General features: G+C 60.2%; 18 protein-coding genes, 6 tRNA genes and 1 pseudogene. 16 read left to right on the top strand and 9 right to left on the bottom strand.

What is annotated here, in order from left to right:
• Positions 1–57: 57 nt before the first annotated feature.
• A complete protein-coding gene (locus ACOYXI_RS11665; RefSeq protein WP_098965058.1) occupies positions 58–1,062 on the bottom strand; it encodes an NADP-dependent oxidoreductase in 1,005 nt (334 codons plus the stop codon).
• Positions 1,063–1,301: 239 nt separating this feature from the next.
• On the opposite strand from ACOYXI_RS11665, the gene ACOYXI_RS11660 reads away from it, so the two are divergent.
• The 4 genes and pseudogenes from ACOYXI_RS11660 to ACOYXI_RS11645 all read left to right on the top strand — a co-directional run bounded on the left by ACOYXI_RS11660 (position 1,302) and on the right by ACOYXI_RS11645 (position 5,683).
• Complete coding sequence (locus ACOYXI_RS11660) at positions 1,302–2,063, top strand: SDR family oxidoreductase (RefSeq protein ID WP_027612323.1); 762 nt, start codon at positions 1,302–1,304, stop codon at positions 2,061–2,063.
• A gap of 191 nt (positions 2,064–2,254) precedes the next feature.
• Complete coding sequence (locus tag ACOYXI_RS11655; protein ID WP_098965056.1) at positions 2,255–3,607, top strand: aminotransferase-like domain-containing protein; 1,353 nt, start codon at positions 2,255–2,257, stop codon at positions 3,605–3,607.
• A 108-nt stretch (positions 3,608–3,715) separates the two neighbouring features.
• Positions 3,716–4,774: pseudogene (locus ACOYXI_RS11650) on the top strand (HAMP domain-containing protein); the annotation flags it as partial.
• A 27-nt stretch (positions 4,775–4,801) separates the two neighbouring features.
• On the top strand, positions 4,802–5,683 hold the full coding sequence (locus ACOYXI_RS11645) for a methyl-accepting chemotaxis protein (protein WP_371917821.1): 882 nt from the start codon (positions 4,802–4,804) through the stop codon (positions 5,681–5,683).
• Positions 5,684–6,347: 664 nt separating this feature from the next.
• Here the strand turns inward: ACOYXI_RS11645 and ACOYXI_RS11640 are convergent.
• Complete coding sequence (locus ACOYXI_RS11640) at positions 6,348–7,106, bottom strand: hypothetical protein (protein ID WP_171061878.1); 759 nt, start codon at positions 7,104–7,106, stop codon at positions 6,348–6,350.
• A gap of 384 nt (positions 7,107–7,490) precedes the next feature.
• Here ACOYXI_RS11640 and ACOYXI_RS11635 point away from each other — a divergent pair.
• The 6 genes from ACOYXI_RS11635 to ACOYXI_RS11610 all read left to right on the top strand — a co-directional run bounded on the left by ACOYXI_RS11635 (position 7,491) and on the right by ACOYXI_RS11610 (position 8,112).
• Positions 7,491–7,566 (top strand) — tRNA-Glu (locus tag ACOYXI_RS11635).
• 2 nt (positions 7,567–7,568) lie between these two features.
• A tRNA-Gly gene (locus ACOYXI_RS11630) sits at positions 7,569–7,644 on the top strand.
• A 104-nt stretch (positions 7,645–7,748) separates the two neighbouring features.
• Positions 7,749–7,824, top strand: a tRNA-Glu gene (locus ACOYXI_RS11625).
• Positions 7,825–7,827: 3 nt separating this feature from the next.
• Positions 7,828–7,903: transfer RNA gene (locus tag ACOYXI_RS11620), tRNA-Gly, on the top strand.
• Positions 7,904–7,958: 55 nt separating this feature from the next.
• A tRNA-Glu gene (locus ACOYXI_RS11615) sits at positions 7,959–8,034 on the top strand.
• Positions 8,035–8,036: 2 nt separating this feature from the next.
• Positions 8,037–8,112: transfer RNA gene (locus tag ACOYXI_RS11610), tRNA-Gly, on the top strand.
• Positions 8,113–8,243: 131 nt separating this feature from the next.
• Here the strand turns inward: ACOYXI_RS11610 and ACOYXI_RS11605 are convergent.
• The 4 genes from ACOYXI_RS11605 to ACOYXI_RS11590 all read right to left on the bottom strand — a co-directional run bounded on the left by ACOYXI_RS11605 (position 8,244) and on the right by ACOYXI_RS11590 (position 12,310).
• A complete protein-coding gene (locus tag ACOYXI_RS11605) occupies positions 8,244–9,983 on the bottom strand; it encodes a dipeptidase (protein WP_461674858.1) in 1,740 nt (579 codons plus the stop codon).
• Positions 9,984–10,182: 199 nt separating this feature from the next.
• Positions 10,183–10,821, bottom strand: a complete 639-nt coding sequence (locus tag ACOYXI_RS11600; RefSeq protein ID WP_338802704.1) for a LysE family translocator — start codon at positions 10,819–10,821, stop codon at positions 10,183–10,185.
• A 1-nt stretch (position 10,822) separates the two neighbouring features.
• Positions 10,823–11,593, bottom strand: coding sequence for a 2OG-Fe(II) oxygenase (locus ACOYXI_RS11595; protein ID WP_047600411.1), 771 nt, complete (start codon positions 11,591–11,593; stop codon positions 10,823–10,825).
• 90 nt (positions 11,594–11,683) lie between these two features.
• A complete protein-coding gene (locus ACOYXI_RS11590) occupies positions 11,684–12,310 on the bottom strand; it encodes an alanyl-tRNA editing protein (RefSeq protein ID WP_098965050.1) in 627 nt (208 codons plus the stop codon).
• Between the two features lie 90 nt (positions 12,311–12,400).
• Between ACOYXI_RS11590 and ACOYXI_RS11585 the strand changes: the two genes are divergently transcribed.
• The gene (locus ACOYXI_RS11585; protein WP_027612331.1) at positions 12,401–13,399 is read left to right on the top strand and encodes a LysR family transcriptional regulator; all 999 of its coding nucleotides are present in this window, start codon (positions 12,401–12,403) and stop codon (positions 13,397–13,399) included.
• A 100-nt stretch (positions 13,400–13,499) separates the two neighbouring features.
• Here the strand turns inward: ACOYXI_RS11585 and ACOYXI_RS11580 are convergent, their stop codons facing one another.
• Positions 13,500–13,907, bottom strand: coding sequence for a PA2817 family protein (locus tag ACOYXI_RS11580; RefSeq protein WP_007967565.1), 408 nt, complete (start codon positions 13,905–13,907; stop codon positions 13,500–13,502).
• Between the two features lie 89 nt (positions 13,908–13,996).
• Entirely contained in the window at positions 13,997–16,444 is a 2,448-nt protein-coding gene (locus ACOYXI_RS11575) for an acyl-CoA dehydrogenase (RefSeq protein ID WP_461674857.1), read from the bottom strand.
• Between the two features lie 248 nt (positions 16,445–16,692).
• On the opposite strand from ACOYXI_RS11575, the gene ACOYXI_RS11570 reads away from it, so the two are divergent.
• The 4 genes from ACOYXI_RS11570 to ACOYXI_RS11555 all read left to right on the top strand — a co-directional run bounded on the left by ACOYXI_RS11570 (position 16,693) and on the right by ACOYXI_RS11555 (position 19,861).
• Positions 16,693–17,352 carry a transglutaminase-like domain-containing protein gene (locus ACOYXI_RS11570; protein ID WP_134787086.1) on the top strand — a complete coding sequence of 220 codons (660 nt, stop codon included), beginning with the start codon at positions 16,693–16,695 and terminating at the stop codon, positions 17,350–17,352.
• 43 nt (positions 17,353–17,395) lie between these two features.
• Complete coding sequence (locus ACOYXI_RS11565) at positions 17,396–18,019, top strand: glutathione S-transferase family protein (RefSeq protein WP_134787085.1); 624 nt, start codon at positions 17,396–17,398, stop codon at positions 18,017–18,019.
• 133 nt (positions 18,020–18,152) lie between these two features.
• Positions 18,153–19,085, top strand: coding sequence for an ABC transporter ATP-binding protein (locus tag ACOYXI_RS11560; protein ID WP_027612335.1), 933 nt, complete (start codon positions 18,153–18,155; stop codon positions 19,083–19,085).
• Positions 19,082–19,861, top strand: coding sequence for an ABC transporter permease (locus ACOYXI_RS11555; protein ID WP_282413139.1), 780 nt, complete (start codon positions 19,082–19,084; stop codon positions 19,859–19,861). Before ACOYXI_RS11560 ends, ACOYXI_RS11555 begins: the two co-directional genes overlap by 4 nt.
• 142 nt (positions 19,862–20,003) lie before the next feature.
• Here ACOYXI_RS11555 and ACOYXI_RS11550 read toward each other — a convergent pair whose 3' ends face one another.
• Complete coding sequence (locus ACOYXI_RS11550; RefSeq protein WP_461674856.1) at positions 20,004–20,441, bottom strand: DUF2062 domain-containing protein; 438 nt, start codon at positions 20,439–20,441, stop codon at positions 20,004–20,006.
• Positions 20,442–20,656: 215 nt separating this feature from the next.
• Between ACOYXI_RS11550 and ACOYXI_RS11545 the strand changes: the two genes are divergently transcribed.
• Positions 20,657–22,870, top strand: a complete 2,214-nt coding sequence (locus ACOYXI_RS11545; protein ID WP_210558162.1) for a DNA internalization-related competence protein ComEC/Rec2 — start codon at positions 20,657–20,659, stop codon at positions 22,868–22,870.
• The last annotated feature ends 98 nt before the right edge of the window (positions 22,871–22,968 follow it).

Raw genomic sequence — 22,968 nt, 5'->3', positions numbered from 1 at the left:
CGCATTCGCGAGCAAGCCCGCTCCCACAGTGCTTTTGGTGTGTTGTCGCGTTAAGTTTCAGACCTTCAGCACCAACTTGCCGAAATTCTCCCCGCTGAACAATTTCATCAGCGTCTCCGGAAAGGTCTGCAGACCTTCAACGATGTCTTCCTTGCTCTTGAGCTGCCCTTTGGCCATCCAGCCGGCCATTTCCTGCGCGGCACCGGCGTACTGCGCGGCATAGTCCATCACCACAAAGCCTTCCATGCGCGCACGATTGACCAGCAGTGACAGGTAGTTGGCCGGGCCTTTGACCGCTTCCTTGTTGTTGTACTGGCTGATGGCGCCGCAGATCACCACCCGGGCTTTCGGCGCCAGACGGCTGAGCACAGCGTCGAGGATCTCGCCGCCGACGTTATCGAAATACACATCAACGCCTTTCGGGCACTCACGCTTGAGTCCGGCCAGCACGTCTTCGTGCTTGTAATCGATAGCGCCGTCGAAGCCCAGTTCATCGATCAGGTATTTGCACTTGTCGGCACCACCAGCGATGCCGACGACCCGGCAGCCTTTGATCTTGGCGATCTGTCCGGCAATGCTGCCCACTGCCCCGGCAGCTCCCGACAACACCACGGTGTCGCCAGCCTTCGGTGCGCCCACGTCGAGCAGGGCGAAGTAGGCGGTCATGCCGGTCATGCCAAGGGCGGACAGATACACCGGCAGCGGCGCCAGTTTCGGATCGACTTTGTAGAAACCTCTGGGTTCGCCAAGGAAATAATCCTGCACGCCGAGGGCGCCGTTGACGTAGTCGCCGACGGCAAAGCCCGGGTTGTTCGAAGCGATGACCTGGCCCACGCCCAAGGCGCGCATGACTTCACCGATTTCTACCGGCGGGATATAGGACTTGCCCTCGTTCATCCAGCCGCGCATGGCCGGGTCGAGGGACAGGTATTGGTTTTTCACCAGTATCTGACCAGCGCCCGGTTCGCCGACCGGGACTTCCTGGTAGGTGAAGGTCTCACGGGTCGCAGCCCCCACCGGGCGTTTGGCGAGGAGGAACTGGCGATTGGTCTGACTGGTCATGGCAGGCACTCGAACTGAATGAAGCCTTGTTGATAGACCCTCGAGGCCAATGCTGCAAGGTCGGCTGATGTGGCGAATGCGCAATGATCCAGTGCAGTGATAGTGGCCCACAGGCTTTTATCACTGCGACGGATGAAGGCATAAACAGCCTTCTGATAGTGCTGACTCGGGACGGGCCCCGGTGACTATGCTGCGAGTCTGCAAATCCCTCCTGCATCTCTCCCTTCGAGGACATAACAATGAGCATGACGTTTTCCGGCCAAGTGGTCGTAGTCACCGGAGCGGCCAACGGTATCGGCCGGGCGACCGCCCAGGCGTTCGCCGCCGAAGGTTTGAAAGTGGTGGTGGCCGACCTGGACACGGCAGGGGGCGAAGGCACCGTGGCGCTGATTCGTACAGCCGGCGGCGAAGCGACCTTCGTACGCTGCAACGTTACCGTCGAAAGCGAAGTGAAGAATCTGATGGACGAGGTGATCAATACCTACGGTCGCCTGGACTACGCCTTCAACAATGCCGGGATCGAAATCGAGCAAGGCAAACTGGCCGACGGCTCGATGGACGAGTTCGACGCGATCATGGGCGTCAACGTCAAAGGTGTGTGGTTGTGCATGAAGTACCAGTTGCCGTTGTTGCTCGCTCAGGGCGGCGGGGCGATCGTCAACACCGCGTCGGTGGCGGGCCTTGGCGCGGCGCCGAAGATGAGCATTTATGCAGCGTCGAAACACGCGGTGATCGGTCTGACCAAATCGGCGGCGATCGAATATGCGAAGAAGAAAATCCGCGTCAACGCCGTGTGCCCGGCTGTGATCGACACCGACATGTTCCGTCGCGCTTACGAGGCTGACCCGAAGAAAGGCGAGTTCGCCAACGCGATGCACCCGGTGGGGCGCATCGGCAAGGTCGAGGAAATCGCCAGCGCCGTGCTGTATCTGTGCAGCGATGGCGCGGCGTTTACCACCGGTCATTCCTTGGCCGTGGATGGCGGCGTCACGGCTTTCTGACGCCGAGTGGCAAGACTCTGGAACCCGCCTCAGTGCGGGTTTTCCTGTTGCTGGGCGCCAGTTCCGTTAAACCGCTAAACAATGTGTATCAAACGGTTAGAACGGCTGCTTTTGACGGCGTTGTCGCACAGCCTGAGCGACGCGGCTGTGATTTACTGCCGCCAGCAAAATGGACAGGAGTTTGCGTGCTCATGGAATTGAGAATTGACCGACAGGCAATGGTGCCGGTCGTACAGCAGATTGTTGATGGCATGACTGAGTGGATCTCGCGAAGCGGTGTGGCGCCGAGCACGCGCTTGCCCTCCGTCAGGCAGATTGCGCGCTCCAATCTGCTGAGTCAGTCGTGTGTGGCCGAAGCCTGCGAACGGCTGGTGGCGCAAGGCGTTCTGGCCCCGCGTCAGGGCGCCGGGTTCATGGTGGCCGCGCAGGGCGGTGGGGTGATCGGGATTGACTGCGGGCAGGCACACAGCGGGTTGAAACTCGGCGAGGGAGGCTTGCCGCAGAGCTGGCGTGAATCCGACGACCTGAGTTATGCGATCCGTCAGGTGGCCCGTACCGACATGGCGAGTCTGTTCAATTACAGCAGCCCGCTGGGGCTGCCGGCGTTACGCGAGCAGATCGTCAAACGCCTCAGGCTGATCGGCGTCGAGGCTCTGGATGAACAGGTGCTGACGACCTCCGGTGCGAGCCAGGCGCTTGATCTGCTCGCGCGCACATTGTTGAAGGCCGGTGACTGCGTTGTCGTCGAAACTCCCGGCTATGCGCCGCTGTTCGAGCTGTTGCGCCTGTACGGCGTGCAGTTGCTGGAAGTGCGCCGCACGCCGAGCGGGCCTGATCCTCAGGCGCTGGAAGCACTGTTGCGGCAGTTCCGGCCGGTCGCGATGTTCATCAACAGTCACCACCACAATCCCACCGGCTCTTGCCTGACCCTTGGCGTTGCCCAACAGATCCTGCGGTTGTGCAACGCTCACGATGTGCGAGTGATCGAGGACGATGTCTACGCCGACCTGCACAATGGCAATGGCACACGCCTGGCGGCACTCGATGAGCGAGTGATCTATGTCGGCAGCTTTTCCAAGACACTGAGCAGCTCGCTGCGCGTCGGGTTTGTGTACGCCGAGCCAGCGCTGATAGCGCGGCTGGGGCGAATCAAGATGATCAGTAGCATGGGCGCTTCGAGTTTCAATGAGGCGGTGCTGACCAGTCTTCTGGCCAATGGCGCCTATCGCAAAATGGTCCAGCGCCAGCGTCAACGGTTGAATACCGATCGGGTCGCCGCGTTGCAGGCGCTGGAAGACGCCGACTGGGAGGTTTTCGGTAAGCCGTGTGGCGGCCTGTTCATCTGGGCCCGTGCCCCGCTGGGCGATACTGGCCGCTTGCACAGTCAGGCGCAGTGCAATGGTGTCAGCCTTTGCGACCCGGGGGCCTTCAGTCCGAGTGGCGAACCCAGTGAGTGGCAGCGGATCAACGTGGCCTATGCCTGTGATCCGAGGGCCCGGCAGTTTTTTCGCAGTACCGGTGTGAATCGACCTCAAGCGTTCTGAAAACGACGCGTGCGTAGCTTTTTGCCATTATTCCGACGCCAGAGACTTGTGCTGCTCCATGGCCGTTGCGAATCTTCGGCAACAGACTTTGGCAGGGGACTACGCGCAATGATTTCCGCCGTGCAAGGACGTTTTGCCAACCTCGGTATGGCGAAGAAACTGGGTATCGGGTTCGTGCTGGTGCTGCTGTTGACTGCGCTGGTGGCTGCCATTGGTGTCTGGTCCCTGCAGACCATCAGTCAGCGCTTCGATGGGCTGAAGCAGATGTCGTCGCTCAACAGTGCCTTGCTCAAGGTGCGGCTGCTGGAGCAGGACTATGCGCTGCACAGCAATCCGAAAACCGTCGATGCCTTGCACGAAGGCGTAGACGGTTTGCTGGCCCAGGCCGCGCAACTCAAGGCGCAGTCCCCGGCCAACGTGGCGGTGATGAGCGATGTCGAACAGGCATTGGGCGCTTATCGCAAGGCTTTCGATGAGTTTGTCTCGCTGACCCAGGCCAAGGATCTGGCGCTGGAAATGGCCAGTTGGTCGGTGTCCAGCGTGGCCAATAACCTGGACGTACTGCAGGCCGGTCTGGCCGATGATGGCGCGTATACCTTGAAGGACACCGAAGGCAAGGACGGCGCACAGTTCATCGAACAGGCCAGCCAGGTCAGCCAGGTGTCGCGGCTGATGTTGCAGGCGATGAACGAGGCGCGGGTTCGTCTGGACCAGAGCCGCAAGGGCGATGCCGACAGCGCCGGCAAGGGCAACATCGAGCAGGCCGCTCAGGCGCAGGCTCAGGCCGAGCAGTTGAAGACCACGGTCAAGGACGAGGGCTACCTGACGGTACTCAATGAGGTGTCCGGGCACATCGCCGGATTCAACGACAAGCTCGCCGAGTACACCGGCCTGCTGGCCCAGGAAAAAACCGTCTACGAACAGTTGCACCAGCGTGCAGCGCAGGTGATGGCGCGCGTGGATCAGGCGTATGGCGCCGAGGATGGCGCGATGCAGGCGGAATTGAAGAAGAACTCGGTGTTGATCATCGGTTCTTCGGCGCTGGCGTTGCTGGTGGGGCTGATTGCCGCGTGGCTCATCACCCGGTTGATCGTCGCGCCGCTGCGCAGTGTGATGCGGGTGGCACAGCAGATTGCGGCCGGGGATTTGAGTGCGAGGGTGGAGGTCACCCGGCGTGATGAGATCGGGCAACTGATGCTGGCGATGCAGCAGATGGGCACCGGGCTGAGCACGATCGTCAGCGGTTTGCAGGCGGGCATCGAGCAGTTGGCCAGTTCCGCGCAATCGCTGTCGGCGGTAACCGAGCAGACCAACCTTGAGGTCAACAGCCAGAAGGAAGAGACCGAGCAAGTGGCCACGGCCATGAACCAGATGACCGCCACCGTTCATGACGTGGCGCGCAATGCCGAGGAGGCGGCGCTGGCCGCACAAACGGCGGATGCCAAGGTCGAGAGCGGGCAGCAGGTGGTGCGCCAGAGCATGGTGCGGATCGAGCAACTGGCGGATTCGGCGACGTCGGCCAGTTCGAGCATCGAAAGCCTCAGTGCGCAGATCCAGAACATCGGTACGGTGCTGGATGTGATCAAGAGCGTTGCCGAGCAGACCAATCTGCTGGCGCTCAACGCCGCAATCGAGGCGGCGCGGGCCGGGGAGCAGGGCAGGGGCTTTGCGGTGGTGGCTGATGAGGTTCGCGCGTTGGCGCGGCGTACACAACAATCCACCGAGGAGATCGAGCGTCTGGTCAGTGCGTTGCGCTCGGCGGCGCATTCGTCGGTGCAGCAGATTCAGAGCAGTGGTGACTTGGTGAAGCTGGCGGTCAGTGATGCGCTGCAGACCGAGAGTGCGCTGGGCAGTATTGCGGCGGCGGTTTCGTTGATTCAGCAGATGAATCAGCAGATTGCGGCGGCGGCGGAGGAGCAGAGTTCGGTGGCTGAGGAGATCAATCGCAGTGTTACGAGTATTCGTGCGAGTGCGGATCAGTCTTCGATGGCGATGCGGGGGAATGCGGTTTCGAGTGTTGAGCTGGCGCGGTTGGGGGGGGAGCTCAAGGGGATGGTTGGGCATTTTCGGCTTTGACTTGGCGGCCTCTGGGCCGACCAGGTTCTGGGGGGGGTTGGGTGAATATCCGTTGCTTCGGGGGCTGCGGCTGGCGGTTTCGCCCTTACGGCGAGTCACTTTTGCAGACGCCCAAAAGTAACCAAAACGCTTGGCCCCAGCGTTCGGCCCTCGCTTAGGCTCGGGTTCCTTCGTTGCAGGATTCATCCGGGCGCATCGCCTCCGGTTTGCTTCGCTGCACCTCCTCTCGATGTGTTTGGCTGCGCCAAACGGTCGCTGCGCTCCCACCCCCGGATAAACCCCTCCACTCAGCCTGCCGACGGGGCCGGCACGGCAAGATCAAGAGCTTTCGGCGAGCTGACACTCGGCCATTTGAGTGGTGAAGAGCGAGGCGGTGCACTATCTCGCTCTTCTGTAGGAGTGAGCCTGCTCGCGATGGCGGCCTGACAGCCGACCAGTCTCCAACTGAGCGCCCCCATTCCAACTGTGGGAGCTGGCTTTCCAGCGATGGCGGCCTGACAGCCGACCAATCTCCAACTGAATAAACTCATGCCCACTGTGGGAGCGGGCTTGCTCGCGAAGAGGCCTGACTGCCAACCAATCTCTAACTGAATGTTCGCAATGGCAGTCAGCCCACCCCCCACAAAAAAGCCACCTCTCGGTGGCTTCTCTTAACTCTCGACCATCAGTCGTAAATCACTTTCTTCTTCCAGTCCGCATCGGCTTCGACTTCTTTGAGGCCTTCGGTCAACTGGTTCACTTCGCCTTCAACCGGAGCAATCTTGTCCATGACCTGGGCATTGGCGCGGGCCAGGAGTTTTTCCAGGTATTGCAGTTGTTCCGAGTACATCTGCGGGTCTTGCTGTTTGCGCAGGTATTGCACGCCGCGTTCGAAGGCGAGGCGGGCCTGGCCGGGTTGGTTTTGTTGCAGGGATTGTTGGCCGAGGTTGTTGAAGAATTCGATGTGCAGCAGGACCAGGATGTGGCGGACTTCCTTGATCCAGTGTTTGGCTTCGTTCGGTGGCAGGAAGCCGTCATGGGCGGCGCGGGTGATCTGGCCGTGCAGGGCTTCGAGCAGGAAACGGACGTCCTTGGCTTTGGCTTCGGTCAGGATCGGTGCCGGCGGGTTGTTGACCGGGATCGATTCGCCTTGGGCCACCAGTGCGCTGAGTTCGGTGATCCGTGCCTTGGTCGTGGCACTGGTTTTTTCCAGGTTCAGCAGACGTTGGCAGACGTTCAGTTCCAGTCGGGTCAGCAGCAGCTTGAGTGCCGGGGTCATGAACTGGCCGGGGAAGGTTTCGGTCAGTTCGCCGCAGCGGCGCAGGCGGTCGTTGAGTTCGACTTTGGTGCGGGCCTTCTCCAGTTTGTTGTTTTCCACCACATGGTTCATGTAGCCAATGGCGATCAGAATTGCGATCCCGGCTATGACTAGCAGGGTGATCATGAGTGGTGTCACCGGTAAGACCTCTTTATAGGGTTCGCATGCGAGTGTAGTGGCTGGACATTCAGGCGCCCAGCGCCGCTCGACGAGTTGATTCAGCAGCTTCTGTCTATATCGGCTGCACACTGCTTATATGAATGCTGGCGCAAGGTGCGCAGATTGCCATCATTGTGTTGCGGACTATAACGCCTTGGCGGGTGGCGGAATATAGGCGTCAATCGTCGGGCGACGGAAAAGCCCGAATGCTCCCGTAAAGCAGGTCGAAGTCATTGATTTAAATAAATTTATATTCGGGGGTTGACGACCTCTCAAACCATCCATAGAATGCGCGCCACTTGCAGCGTAAAGCACACAGCGAAACGCGGCAGGGAGTGAATGTTGTAGCGTGTCCCCTTCGTCTAGTGGCCTAGGACACCGCCCTTTCACGGCGGTAACAGGGGTTCGAGTCCCCTAGGGGACGCCAATGCGGGAATAGCTCAGTTGGTAGAGCACGACCTTGCCAAGGTCGGGGTCGCGAGTTCGAGTCTCGTTTCCCGCTCCAATTTTAAACAGCACTGCTTTTGGGCGGGGCTGAGTGAAACCAGAACCAAGTCTTCGGATGCGGGTCTGGACACCGAAACACACACCATGTGTTCCGGGTAGCGTGTCCCCTTCGTCTAGTGGCCTAGGACACCGCCCTTTCACGGCGGTAACAGGGGTTCGAGTCCCCTAGGGGACGCCATTTGCGGGAATAGCTCAGTTGGTAGAGCACGACCTTGCCAAGGTCGGGGTCGCGAGTTCGAGTCTCGTTTCCCGCTCCAAATTCTAAAAGCGCCGCTCAGTGAGCGGCGTTTTTATTAGTGAAAGTTGTAGCCTGTCCCCTTCGTCTAGTGGCCTAGGACACCGCCCTTTCACGGCGGTAACAGGGGTTCGAGTCCCCTAGGGGACGCCAATGCGGGAATAGCTCAGTTGGTAGAGCACGACCTTGCCAAGGTCGGGGTCGCGAGTTCGAGTCTCGTTTCCCGCTCCAATTTCACAAAAACGCCGATCAGTGATGATCGGCGTTTTTGTTTGTGCAGCGTTTTGTACGCAACAAAAAAGGACCTTCGGGTCCTTTTTTGTTTTCACGTCAGGCCCGCTGAATCACGGGCCCATGCCTTATCAGAGCTTCGGTAGCTGGCCGACACGGCCCATCATCTCAGTGACGATCTGCAGGTCGAGCAGGAACTGGTCAACCGTCTTGAACTCGCCATCGGTATGCCCGGTGTATTTGACTTCAGGCCGGGCCAGGCCGAATTGCACGCCGTTCGGCAATTCATGCACCGAGGTCGCGCCGGCAGACGTGCCGAACTCGTGCTTCATGCCGAGGTTTTCAGTGGCCACCGCCAGCAGTGCCTTGACCCATTCGCCTTCCGGATTGCGGTACATCGGTTCGGCGATCGAGTAAGTGAAGTCCACGGCAACGTGGGACTTCTTGCTCCAGGCCGCCAGTTTGTCAGCGATTTGCTTCTTCAGTACCTCCGGTGATTTGCCCTTCGGCACGCGCAGGTTGACTGCCAGTTTGAAGGCTTTGTCGTCCACGCCGACATAGGTCAGCGAGGTCGTCAGCGGACCCATGAACGAATCGGAGAAGCCCACGCCGAGTTTTTTACCCAGATAATCCAGGCCCCAGTTGGTGGACGCATAGCGTGCAGCGTCGGTAATCTGGTTGTGCTTGAGCGCCACCTTGCCGTCGAGGCTGTTGATGAAGTCGAGCATCCGCGCGACCGGGTTGACGCCGGACTCGGGTTCGGAGGAGTGCGCTGACACACCGGTGACGCTCAGCTTGACGCCTTTGCCGTCAACCTTGGCCGCGACTTCGAAGTCACCACCGTGTTTTTTCGCGTATTCGCTGCCGGCTTTCTGCAGACTCGCAGCCAGTTGCTCAGGCTTGTCGGTGACGAGTGTCGCCACCGAAACCGATGGAATCTGGTTGGTTGCCAGGCCGCCGGTCATCGATATGATTTCTGCGCCGCTGCCTTCAGCCTTGCGCAGCGGGAAACTGGCCATAACCGTGCCGTAGCCTTTCTCGGCAATGACCACCGGGTAGCCACCGTCCAGCGCCATGTTGTAGTTCGGCGTCGGGTTGTGTTCGAAGTAATACGGGATCGCGTCGCCGGTGGTTTCTTCGGTGGTGTCCACCAGCAGTTTGAAGTTGCGTGCCAGCGGCAGCTTTTCTTCCTTGATCACTTTCATCGCGTACATCGCGACGACGATGCCGTTCTTGTCGTCCTCGGTGCCGCGACCGTACATGCGGTCGCCGATCAGCGTGACTTTGAACGGGTCGAGTTTGGTGCCGTCCTTCAGCACCCAGTTTTCCGGGGTGACCGGCACCACGTCGGCATGCGCGTGAATGCCCACGACTTCGTCGCCGCTGCCGTCGAGGGAGATTTCATAGACGCGGTTGTCGACGTTGCGGAACTTCAGGTTGAACGATTCGGCCAGGTTCTTGATCTTTTCGGCGATCTTGATGAACTCCGGATTGTCGTGCTGGGCCACGCCTTCTTTCTGGAAGGTCGGGATTTCCACCAGTTCGCGCAGGGTTTCCAGGGCGGCTTTGCCGTACTTGGCGCGGGTGTAAATGCCCAGCAGGCGGTAGATCTCGTTCTGCTGTTCCGCGCTCGGGGTCTTGTTGTCGAGAAAGGCGTTGATCGCCGGGCCGAGGTTGTCGGTTTTACCCAGGTCGCTCTTGCCTACGGCACCCAGAAACTGGCGGAAGTCGGTGAGGCTCGCCTCATCGAAACTCTTGAGAATGGCTGCGCTCTGTTGCGGAGTGATGTTGGCCTGCGCGGGCAGGGTGAACGCAGAAAAGCTGGCCAGGATCAGGCTGGTAGCGGCCAGTCGCTTGAGAGAAAAATTCATTACGGTGGGCATTCCTTTGCAGGCAGTTGAGTGGAAGTGTTTGAAAGTTGAAACAAATCTTTTCCAAACTAACACCGCGAAGGTGTTGAAGGGGAGCCCCTGAAGTGGGATCCGTCGCACAGAAATGCAAAAGCGGCGCACAAACGAAAAAGGCCCGAGCAGTGTGCAACTGACCGGGCCTTGTCTTTGGGTGTCGTTTTTACATCGACAGCACCAGCCTGCCGGCGAACAGAATCAGGATCACGCCCATGCTGCGCTCGAACCAATGGCCCATGCGCATGAACAGGGTGCGTACCCGGCTGCTGGAGAAAAACAGCGCGACGATCACGAACCACAGCGCATTGACGAAGCACATCCACACCCCATACAGCGCCTGAATTTCCAGTGGGGTGCTGGCGCTGATGATCGTGGTGAAAATCGCCAGGAAGAACAGCGTGGCCTTGGGGTTGGTGGCATTGGTCAGAAAACCGGTGCTGAACGCCTTGAACAGCGATTGCGCAACCAGTGGTTCGTCCGTGCTTTTCTCGCCCTCAAGCGTGGTTTTCGGTTTACTGCGAATCAGGCTGATGCCGAGGTAAAAGATGTACGCCCCACCGATCACCTTGGCCACCGTCAGCAACCACGGTGTGGTGTGCATCAGAGCGCCAACGCCGAGCAACGTGTAGAGAACGTGCACGGAAATGCCGGCGCCGATCCCCAGTGCGGTGCAGATCCCCACCAGTCGGCCGAAGCGCACGCTCTGGCGGATGGTGACAGCGAAGTCCGGGCCGGGAGCGACCACGGCCAGAAAGTGAATGGTGGCCAGCGCCAGAAACTCGCCCAGGTAGTTCGATAACATCTCAGCTCCAGAAGGTCAGGGGTGAAGCATTGCCGCGATAGCCGACAAAGAACGAAAGGCTCAGACGCGGATCCGCCACGCCCGGGGTCACCGAGTGCATGCAGCGCGAATTGAACATGATGAAATCGCCCGGCTCCGGCCGCACTTCCAGGGTCGGTGGGCCGAGCAGCGCCGGGTCGATGCCGTAACTGTCGCCACGCATCTGGTCGAACTGATCCGGGGTGATGTCGTCGTCCCACATCTGCAGTGCGCCGCCCTCGGTCGGCATGTTCAGGTAGACGTTGCAGGCGAACTGCGCCTCCAGGCTGCGGGCCTGAAAGCTGTCCGGGGCGTCCTTGGCGAAAATGTCGTGGTGGGCGAGGAAGCACACGCCGGGTTTGACCACCCGCGACAGGCCGACATACATCTTGCGGCCATAGAGGTTTTCCAGATGTGCGCCGGCCGGCCACGACTCGTCGAGCATGCAGCGCAGGGTGTCGACTGGCGAGGAATAGGGCGCACAGCGCTCGCGCAGTTCGGCGATGTTGCGGGTGGCGCGCTCGAAGTAGTCCTCGATCAGCAGCGGCTGGTTTTCCGCCTCGTAAAACGCCATGCCGATCCGGCCGATGCTCGGCGCGTTGATGTAGCCCTCAAAGCCCGGTGCAAGAATCTTGTCGCCAATCTCGATCGCCAGCGGCTCGGGCAAGAAGCCTTTGACGCGGATGGCGAGGACTTCTTCGTTGGCCAGTTTTTTTATGCACGTCTCATCGAGACGCTCGACGTCTAGCATCATTGTTTTTAGGTCCATCTATCGATAGTCAACGGAACCGGCGAGTGCGGTTCCCCCGGCGTCGGACGCTGCGCGGAGCAGCGCCCGAGAAGCTTAATCCACGCTGTAGTGGACGGATAACGTGCCTTTCTTCTGCGAAAGCGAGGCGATCGTGACTGTGCCCAAATCCTTCAGGCTGCGTACGTGGGTGCCACCGCAGCCATAGGCCGGTAGCTCGCCAAAACCAATTTCCCGCGCGCCTTCACGCAGTGAGGTCAGGCGCGGCAGATCGTGTTCGATCCACTGACGGATACCGTATTGAACGGTAGGTGCGTCGACTTCCTGCGCGGCATCACCCGGTTTGAACTGCACCCGGCCTTCGTCTGGCCAGTGGTGCGCCTTGATCGGCGTCCAGCCCATGGCCTGCACGAAATGCCCGATCAGGTGCCCGGCCGAGTGCATGCGGGTGTTGTAGCGGCGACGTTGTTCATCCACGTGAATACAGGTCATGCCGGGTTTTACCGGACGATCGACGTAATGCACGATCCGGTCAGGTTCCTGCACCACGCGCAGCACCTGGCTTTCGCCGATCATGCCGGTATCACAAGGCTGACCACCGCCTTGCGGGTGAAACAGGGTGGCGCGCAGCACCACGGCAAATTCGTTCTCGTGGGGCGTGCAGTCGAGGACTTCCACATTAGCCTTGAGGTCATCACTATGGAAAAAGAGGCGAAGCGTCATATTCCATGCCCTTATTAAAGTGTCTGTTTTTATTATATGAATCGTGCAATAACGTGATAATCCGTTCAAACATCAAAGGACTTGTGCGCTGTGAGCATCAATCTTCCGCTGCCACTGCTCGGTGAAATGGCGATCTTCGTCAAGGTCGTGGAGACCGGCAGTTTTTCCGAGGCGGCCCGCCAGTTGGGCTCGTCGCCGTCGGCGATCAGTCGCAGCATTTCCCGCCTGGAAAAGGCCCTGGCTACGCGTTTGCTGCAGCGCACCACGCGCAAACTGCGCTTGAGTGATGGTGGCGAGGAAGTGTTCAAGCGCTGTCAGGAGATGGTCAGCGCCGCCAAATCGGTGATGGAGATCAGTGGGCAGTTCACCCACGAGGCGGAAGGGCTGGTGCGGGTCAGTGTGCCGAAAGCGGTCGGGCGTTTCGTGATTCATCCGCACATGCCTGAGTTTCTGCGGCGTTATCCGAAAGTCGATGTCGAGTTGCTGCTGGAAGACCGCCAGGTTGATTTGATTGACGATCATGTCGACCTGGCGATTCGTATAACTGATCGACCGCCGGCCGGGCTGGTCGGACGGCAGTTGCTGACCATCGACCATTTGCTCTGCGCCACCCCGCAATACCTGGCCGAACATGGCACGCCGACTCACCCTCACGATCTGCTCAATCACAGTTGCATCTATCTGGGGGAAACCCCGAGCGATGCGCGCTGGAAATTCAAGAAGGGCAGTAAAGCGGTGACCGTCGGCGTACGTGGCCGCTATGCCGCCAACCATACCGGCGTGCGGCTCGGGGCAGTGTTGCAGCACATTGGTATTGGCAGCCTGCCGTACTTCACCGCGCGCTATGCGCTTGAGCAGAAGTTGATTGTGCAGGTGTTGCCGGAGTGGACGTTCCTCGCTTCTTACCACGGTGGTCTGTGGTTGCTGCATTCGCCCACGCGCTACCTGCCGCCGAAGCTGCGGGTATTCATCGATTATCTGGTGGAGTGCCTGGAGAAGGAGCCGACGTTGAGCAAGCCGGGCAAGGCGGGGGCGCCGAATAATCTGGCGCTTGCGTATGAATTGCCGGAGAGCGAGGGGCTGCTTTAAAAGCAAAAGATCGCAGCCTGCGGCAGCTCCTACAGGAATCACATGTATTCCCTGTAAGAGCTGCCGCAGGCTGCGATCTTTTGATCTTCAAACCATTAAATCAGTGCTTGCTGTCCTGAGCAGACATCGCCAGCAACTGCTTTTCCTGATTCCAGTCGAACGGTTCGTCGTTCTGTTCGGCTTCGTAGCGACGTTCTTCCAGTGCCTGATACAGATCGATTTCTTCATCGGACAGGTAGTGCAGGCAGTCACCAGCGAAGAACCACAGCAGATCCCGCGGGATCAGGTGGGCTATTTGCGGATAACGGGTAATCACTTGGGTCAGGATGTCCTGGCCCAGGTACTGGCTTTCGATCGGATCGATCGGCAGGGACGCCAGCAGTTCGTCAAAGCGCTCCAGGAACAAGGCATGGCTTTCTTCGGGAACCTGTTCGGCCTCACCTACGGCGACCAGGATACTGCGCAGATGGTCGAGCAAAACCAGATGATCGGCAACGACGTTGGACACGAGATAAGTCCTCAAGAGCAAAACGGGCGCGGGAGTATAAAGCTCTCGTGCCCGTTTTTCACAAATAAACAGCTACACGGTCGTCGGCATCAGCGGACTTTGCCTTCTGCCTGTTTCAGCTCTTCCTTGTCGAAATCATCGACGTCGATCACCTTGCGCCGTGCTGCTTCGGCATCGCGCAGGGTCTGTGCTTCCTGCGGTTGCAACACCCCGGCCTCCAGTGCGGCGTCGATGGCGTGTTCGCCAGCCACCGGTTTGACCTGACCGCTCTTGAGCGAGGTGTGCAGTTTTTTGTGCAGCGGTTGGGCGGCATTCAGCAGATCGCTGGCGTGTTGCAGGGCACCGACGGCATCGTCGGCGGACTGCGGGCGATAGCAGCCGGCGAGCAGTTCTTCGAGAGTCGGATCACCTTTGGCGCGACCAATAACAGCTGCCACTTCGGCGCCGAGCTTGTCCGACGGGCCTTTATGGCGACGGCCGAACGGGAACACGATCACCCGCAGCAGGCAGCCAAACACTTTGTTCGGGAAGTTGCTCAGCAGCTCATCCAGTGCCCGCTCCGACTGGCCGAGGCTTTCTTCCATGGCCCAACGGAACAGCGGCTCCATATGCGCCGGCGAATCCAGGTCGTGATAACGCTTGAGCGCAGCGGAGGCCAGATACAGGTTGCTCAACACATCGCCAAGACGTGCGGACAGGCGTTCCCGGCGCTTCAGTTCGCCACCCAGCAACATCATGCTGAAGTCCGCCAGCATGGCGAAAGCCGCTGCCTGACGGTTGAGTGCACGGAAGTAGCCCTGACTGATCCTGTCCCCGGGTGCATGTTCGAAGTGGCCGAAGCCCAGGTTCAGCACCAGGGTGCTGGCGGCGTTGCCGACGGCAAAACCGATGTGCTTGAGCAGCAGGCCATCGAATTCTTTCAGTGCCTGTTCTTTGTCTTCGCGGCCAGCGAGGGCCATTTCCTTGAGCACGAACGGATGGCAGCGAATGGCGCCCTGACCGAAAATCATCAGGTTGCGCGAGAGGATGTTCGCGCCTTCCACGGTGATGAAGATCGGTGCGCCGTTCCAGCTGCGTCCGAGGTAGTTGTTCGGACCCATGATGATTGCCTTGCCGCCGTGCACGTCCATGGCGTGGGTGATGCACTCGCGGCCGCGTTCGGTCAGGTGATACTTGAGGATCGCCGACAGTACCGACGGTTTCTCGCCCAGATCCACCGCGTTGGCGGTGAGCATGCGCGCGGCGTCCATCATCCAGGCGTTGCCGCCGATGCGTGCCATGGCTTCCTGAATGCCTTCGAAGGCCGACAACGGGACGTTGAACTGCTCACGAATCTGCGCGTATTGACCGGTCACCAGGCTGGTGAATTTGGCCGCGCCAGTGCCGACTGCCGGCAGCGAGATCGAACGCCCGACCGACAGGCAGTTCATCAGCATCATCCAGCCCTTGCCGAGCATTTCCTGGCCACCGATGAGGTAGTCCAGCGGGATGAACACGTCTTTGCCCGAGTTCGGGCCGTTCATGAACGCTGCACCCAGTGGCAGGTGACGACGGCCGATTTCCACACCCGGTGTATCGGTAGGAATCAGCGCCAGACTGATGCCGAGATCTTCCTTGTCGCCCAGCAGATGCTCCGGGTCATAGGCCTTGAAGGCCAGACCGAGCAGGGTCGCCACCGGACCGAGGGTGATGTAGCGTTTTTCCCAGTTCAGGCGCAGGCCGATGACTTCCTGGCCCTCCCATTCACCTTTGCAGATGATCCCGGTGTCCGGCATGGCGCCGGCATCGGAGCCGGCCAGCGGGCCGGTGAGGGCGAAGCACGGAATGTCATCGCCACGGGCCAGCCGCGGCAGATAGTGATTGCGTTGTTCGTCGGTGCCGTAATGCAGCAGCAGTTCGGCCGGGCCGAGGGAGTTGGGCACCATCACCGTGGAGGCGAGGTCGCCGCTGCGGGTCGCGAGTTTCATCGCCACTTGCGAGTGGGCGTAGGCGGAAAAGCCCTTGCCGCCGAACTCCTTGGGAATGATCAGGGCGAAGAAACCGTGCTCCTTGATGTGGCTCCAGGCTTCGGGTGGCAGATCCATCGACTGGCCGATCTGCCAGTCAGTGACCATTGCGCAGAGTTCTTCGGTCGGACCGTCGATGAAGGCTTGTTCCTCTTCGCTCAGTTGCGCTTTTGGATAGGACAGCAGTTTGTCCCAGTCCGGACGCCCGCTGAACAGTTCACCGTCCCACCACACGGTACCGGCATCGATCGCGTCGCGTTCGGTCTGCGACATCGGCGGCAGGGTTTTCTGGAACCAGTTGAACAGCGGCGCGGTGAAGTGTTTGCGGCGCAGGTCAGGCAGCATCAACGGCGCGGCCACCACAGCAAGCACGATCCAGAACAGCAGCAGCAACCAGCCCGGGGCATGGCTGAAAATGCCCATCGCCAGCAGGTAAATGGCGACGATACCCAACGCGGGCAAGGGGGCGATGCGGCGGTGGGCGAGATACGCCACACCGACGATCAGAACCAGTATCCACAACAACAGCATATGTAATCCTCCGTGAACCAAGGCAAACCGACCCTCCAGAGCTTAGACGGCATCTGTAAAACGGGGTGGTCAGAACATGGTGATTGAACTCGTGGGAAACCCCGGATGGTTTTCGTAGGTTCGGTGGGCAACATCCGTGGGAAATCGTTCGCCGTTCCCGCGTCTTTGCGTCCATGTTTGGCCGAAACGTCGTTATCTCTGTGCTTGAGCTGTCGCTAGACTCGGGGCTCACCCAGGAGAACATCGTCATGCGCGAGTATCTGAGCCCCGGCCGCTTCATCGATAGTGACCACCCGGCGGTGGTGGAGTTCGCCGAACAACACCGCGGTGCCAGCCGCGACCCGCTCGCGCAGGCGATCAGTCTCTATCACGCCGTGCGCGATGCGGTGCGCTACAACCCGTATACCTTCAGCCTCGACCCGCAAACCCTGTGCGGCAGCTATGCGCTGGCCACCGGGGAAAGCTATTGCGTGCCCAAGGCCACATTGCTGGCCGGGTGCGCACGGCATTGCGGCATTCCCGCACGCATCGGTCTGGCCGACGTAAAGAATCACCTGTCGACCCCGCGTCTGCTGGAACTGCTGCGCAGCGATGTGTTTGCCATGCACGGCTACACCGAGCTGTTCCTCAATGACCGTTGGGTCAAGGCCACGCCGGCCTTCAATCAGCAACTTTGCGAGCTGTTCAACGTCGCACCGTTGGAATTTGACGGCATCAGTGACAGCGTTTTCCACCCATACAACCGTGACGGCGCGCTGTTGATGGAGTATCTGGTCGATCATGGTCAGTTCGTCGATGTGCCGGAGCGGTTCTTCTTCGAGCACTTGAAAAAGTGCTACCCGCATCTGTTCGGCGAACATCAGGCGAAGGTCTTGGGTGATATGCAGAGTGATTTGAGTCGGGTCTGATCCGGCGTATGCTGCCTGCCCACGCATTGGAAAAGAGGCGGTCATGCTGAAGATCTGGGGACGTAAAAACTCATCGAATGTCAGGAAGCCACTGTGGGCCGCCGAGGAGCTGGGCCTGGCCTACGAGGCGATTGACGCCGGTGGCGCGTTCGGTGTGGTCGACACGCCTGAATACCGCGCGATGAACCCGAACGGCCGGGTACCGGTGATCGAGGATGACGGCTTCGTGCTATGGGAATCGAATGCCATCGTGCGATACCTGCTGGCCAAGCATGCACCGAACAGCGCCTGGTATCCGGCAGACCTGCAAGCCCGGGCCGTCGCTGACAAGTGGATGGACTGGACCACCTCGAGTTTTGCCGGGCCGTTCCGCACCGTGTTCTGGGGCGTGTTGCGTACGCCAGCGGACCAGCAGGACTGGCCGGCGATCAACGCCGCAATCAAGGAATGCACCGCGCTGCTGGCCATGGCCGATCAGGCCCTCGCCAGCCAGCCATATCTGTCCGGCAGCGAAATCGGCATGGGCGATATTCCGCTGGGCAGTTTCATTTATGCCTGGTTCGAGATGCCCATCGAACGTGCCGCGCAGCCGCATCTGCAGGCTTGGTACGCACGGCTGAAGCAGCGTCCGGCCTATCAGAAAGCAGTCATGACCGCGTTGACTTGATAATAACTATCGACACTCTTGACTGTACTTGTGTGGCGGCGGCAAGCACCATTGCGCTCATGCGCCGTGGTTGTTTTGTTCGCCGCCCGGCCCAATCTTTCCTTTTCTTCCCTTCTTGGTGCGTAAATCCGATATGAGTTCCGCTCTGTCCATCCGGCAGCTAACCAAAACCTACGGCAACGGGTTCCAGGCCTTGAGTGGTATCGATCTGGACGTCGCCGAAGGTGACTTTTTCGCCTTGCTCGGCCCCAACGGCGCCGGCAAATCCACGACCATCGGCATTCTCTCGACCCTGGTCAACAAGACCAGCGGCACGGTGAATATCTTCGGTCATGACCTGGACAAGAACCCCGCCGCGCTCAAGCGCTCGATCGGTGTGGTGCCCCAGGAATTCAACTTCAACCAGTTCGAAAAGACTTTCGACATCGTCGTGACCCAGGCCGGTTACTACGGCATCCCGGCGAAGATCGCCAAGGAACGCGCCGAGCAGTACCTGACCCAGCTCGGCCTGTGGGACAAGCGCGATGTGCCGTCGCGTTCGCTGTCCGGCGGCATGAAACGCCGACTGATGATTGCCCGCGCCCTGGTGCATGAGCCGCGCCTGCTGATCCTCGATGAGCCGACCGCAGGCGTCGACATCGAACTGCGTCGCTCGATGTGGACGTTCCTCACCGAGCTGAACCAGAAAGGCATCACCATCATCCTCACCACGCACTATCTGGAAGAGGCTGAGCAGCTGTGCCGCAACATCGGCATCATCGACCACGGCACCATTGTCGAGAACACCAGCATGAAACAGCTGCTGGGCCAGCTGCACGTCGAAACCTTCCTGCTCGACCTGAAAAACGACTTGCACGCCGCGCCGCAACTGATCGGCTATCCCGCTCGGTTGCTCGACGGCCATACCCTGGAAGTCCAGGTCGACAAATCCATGGGCATCACCGCGCTGTTCACTCAATTGGCGCAGCAGAATATTGAAGTGCTGAGCCTGCGTAACAAAACCAATCGCCTCGAGGAGCTGTTCGTGTCTCTGGTAGAGAAGAATCTGTCGAAGGTGGCGGTATGAGTTCCGAGTTCCGCCCCAACCTCGTCGCCCTCCAGACCATCGTTTATCGCGAGGTCAAACGCTTCACGCGGATCTGGCCGCAGACCCTGCTGCCGCCGGCGATCACCATGGTTCTGTACTTCGTGATCTTCGGTAACCTGATCGGCAAGCAGATTGGCGGCATGGGTGGCTTCAGTTACATGGAGTACATCGTGCCGGGGCTGATCATGATGTCGGTGATCACCAACTCCTACGGCAACGTGGTCTCGAGTTTCTTCGGCAGCAAGTTTCAGCGTTCCATCGAGGAACTGATGGTTTCGCCAGTGTCGCCGCACACGATTCTGATCGGCTTTACCATTGGCGGCGTGTTGCGTGGCTTGATGGTCGGGGTGATCGTGACCATTCTGTCGCTGTTCTTCACCCATCTGCAGGTGCATCACCTCGGCGTGACCTTGCTGGTGGTGATCTTGACCGCGACGATCTTCTCGCTGCTGGGCTTCATCAACGCGGTGTTTGCGCGCAACTTCGATGACATTTCGATCATCCCGACGTTTGTGCTGACGCCGCTGACTTACCTCGGTGGCGTGTTTTACTCGATCACCTTGCTGCCGCCGTTCTGGCAGACCGTGTCGCTGGCCAACCCGGTGCTGCATATGGTCAATGCCTTCCGTTACGGCATTCTTGGCGTATCGGATATCCGCATCGGTATCGCAATCACCTTCATGGTGGTGGCGACGGTGGTGTTGTACCTCGGTTGTGCGCGGTTGCTGGTGAGTGGGCGCGGGATGCGGACCTGATCCGAAACCGCGTCGCTGCCATCGCGAGCAGGCTCACTCCTACAGAAGGGCGCGTTCCAATGTAGGAGTGAGCCTGCTGCGCGATGGGGCCTATTCAGACGCTACAAAAAAACGGCCTCCCACTGCGGAGGCCGTTTTGCATTCAAGATTTGCGGCTTTTCTTGCGCCGCGCCCATTGCCGCGCCACCCACCAGCGCCAATACAGCATCACCGTGAAGTAGGCGAGGATGCCGAGTATCAATCCGCACACTACCGACCCGAGCAAAAACGGCTGCCACATGGTCGACAACTCTCCGCTGATCCATTCCCAGGTCAACGAATCGGGCAGGGTCGGGCGGGCACATTCATCAACCAGGCTCCGGCCTGATAAGTACAGGAAAAACACCGCCGGCATGGTGATCGGGTTGGTGAGCCACACGAGGCTGACGGCAATCGGCATGTTGCCGCGCACGGTGATCGCCAGTGCCGCCGCCACCAGCATCTGCGCCGGAATCGGCAGGAACGCCGCGAACAGGCCGACGGCCATCGCCCGGGCCACCGAGTGCCGATTGAGGTGCCAGAGGTTCGGGTCATGCAGCAACTTGCCGAGAAAACGTAAGGATTATGTTCCCTGATGCTCGTCGGGTCGGGCATGTAACGTTTGATAAGCGCCGGGGCATAAGGCTTCTCGGTCGGTTAAGGCGGCAAGTATGTCTGGATTCTACGAAGCGCCCATTCAGACTTTGTGACAATTGTTGACGACGACCCGCCCTCATACCAGCTACCCCTAATGCACGAACTCTCAAGGACGGGCTTATGCGCACAGGGATGATGGCGCTGGCAGTCGGTCTGCTGGTTCCGGTTTTTTTGCCGGTTTTACCGCCGGTCGGGTTGATGATGTTGTTGCCGTTGGTGGGACTGATGTTGTTGCCGTTTCGCAGCTATCCCCTGGCGTTTCTGCTATTCGGTTTCACCTGGGCGTGCGTCAGTGCGCAATGGGCGTTGAATGATCGCCTGCCGGAAGCGCTTGACGGCGAAACCCGTTGGGTCGAAGGGCGGGTGGTCGGTTTGCCGCAAACCAGCGAGGGCGTGGTGCGGTTCGAGTTGGCCGATGCCCGCTCGCGACACGAAAAATTGCCGTCGTTGATGCGTCTGGCGTGGTACGCCGGGCCGCCGCTCAACAGCGGTGAGCGCTGGCGGCTGGCGGTGAAGCTCAGGCGCCCCGGTGGTTTGCTCAATCCCGACGCCTTCGATTACGAAGCCTGGCTGTTGGCGCAACGCATCGGCGCGACCGGCACGATCAAGGATGGTCAGCGCCTGGCCGAGGCAAACTGGGCATGGCGCGACAGCATTCGTCAGCGCTTGCTGGCAGTCGATGCCCAAGGCCGGGGCGGTGCATTGGCGGCACTGGTGCTCGGCGACGGCTCCGGGCTCAGCCGCGAGGATTGGCAGATCCTGCAGGAAACCGGCACCGTGCATCTGCTGGTGATTTCCGGTCAACACATCGGGATGTTGGCGGCGGTCATCTATCTGTTGGTCGCCGGGCTGGCGCGCTACGGCTGGTGGCCGCTGCGCTGGCCATGGCTGCCATGGGCCTGTGGGCTGGCGTTTGCCGCGGCGCTCGGTTACGGCTTGCTCGCCGGGTTTGATGTGCCGGTGCAACGGGCCTGCGTGATGGTTGGGCTGATGTTGTTGTGGCGCCTGCGCTTTCGCCATCTCGGCGCGTGGTGGCCGCTGTTGCTGGCATTCGATGCGTTGCTGTTGCTCGACCCGTTAGCCAGTTTGCGTCCGGGTTTGTGGCTGTCGTTCGCCGCGGTGGGGATTTTGATTTTCACCTTCGGCGGGCGACTCGGCGCGTGGAAATGGTGGCAGACCTGGACCCGCGCGCAATGGCTGATTGCGCTGGGTCTGTGCCCGGTGTTGCTGGCGCTGAGCCTGCCGATCAGCGTCAGCGGGCCATTGGCAAATCTGCTCGCGGTGCCATGGGTCAGTCTGCTGGTGCTGCCACCGGCACTGCTCGGCACGCTGTTGTTGCCGGTGCCTTACGTCGGTGCAGGCTTGTTGTGGCTGGCCGGTGGTTTGATCGACTGGCTGTTTCGCGGCTTGTCGCTGATCGCCGGGGCCTGGCCGGCGTGGATCTCGCCGTCGTTGCCGTGGTGGGTTTTGCTGCTCGGCAGTCTCGGCGCCTTGCTGTTGCTGTTGCCGCGCGGGGTGCCTTTGCGACCGTTGGGCTGGCCGTTGCTGTTGATTCTGCTGGCGCCGCCGCGCGAGCGAGTGGCCGATGGACTGGCCGATGTCTGGCAGCTCGATGTCGGTCAGGGCCTGGCGATCCTGATCCGCACGCGTCATCACGCGTTGCTCTACGACGCCGGTCCACGCTTCGGCGATTTCGATCTGGGGGAGCGGGTGGTGCTGCCGGCGCTGCACAAACTGGGGGTCAACCGCATCGACCTGATGCTGCTCAGTCATGCCGACGCCGACCACGCCGGTGGTGCGCTGGCGGTATCGCGGGGCCTGAAAGTGACGCGGGTGATCAGTGGCGATCCGCCGGGCCTGCCCGCCATCCTGCAAGCCGAAGCCTGTGAAAGCGGGCGTCAATGGCAGTGGGACGGGGTCAGTTTTCAGCTGTGGCAATGGTCGGCGGCCCATGACAGCAACCAGCGCTCCTGTGTGTTGCAGATCGAGGCCAATGGCGAGCGGCTGCTGCTGACCGGCGATATCGACACGGCTGCCGAACGGGTTTTGCTGGAAAGTCCGTTGGCGCTGCCGACGCACTGGCTGCAAGCGCCGCACCATGGCAGCCGCAGTTCCTCTTCGATGGCTTTGCTGCGGGCATTACGTCCGCATTCGGTGCTGATCTCCCGGGGGCAGGGCAATTCGTTCGGTCATCCGCACCCGCTGGTGCTCGCGCGTTATCGCCAGCAAGGGCTGCGCATCTACGACAGCGCGCAGCACGGCGCCATTCAACTGCGCCTGGGCAGCTTTCAGGCGCCGTGGCTAATGCGTCAACAACGGCGTTTCTGGCGCTGAAACACCATTGATCGCAGGATCGCCGAATGCGGCATCAGGTCGTCGGGGCAGCGGGTCTTAATCGCGAACCGGTATGGTAAAGTGGCGCACTTTTTCGA

It is taken from the genome of Pseudomonas sp. G3-19 (assembly GCF_054855875.1).
This window is presented reverse-complemented; position numbering and strand designations above follow the sequence as displayed.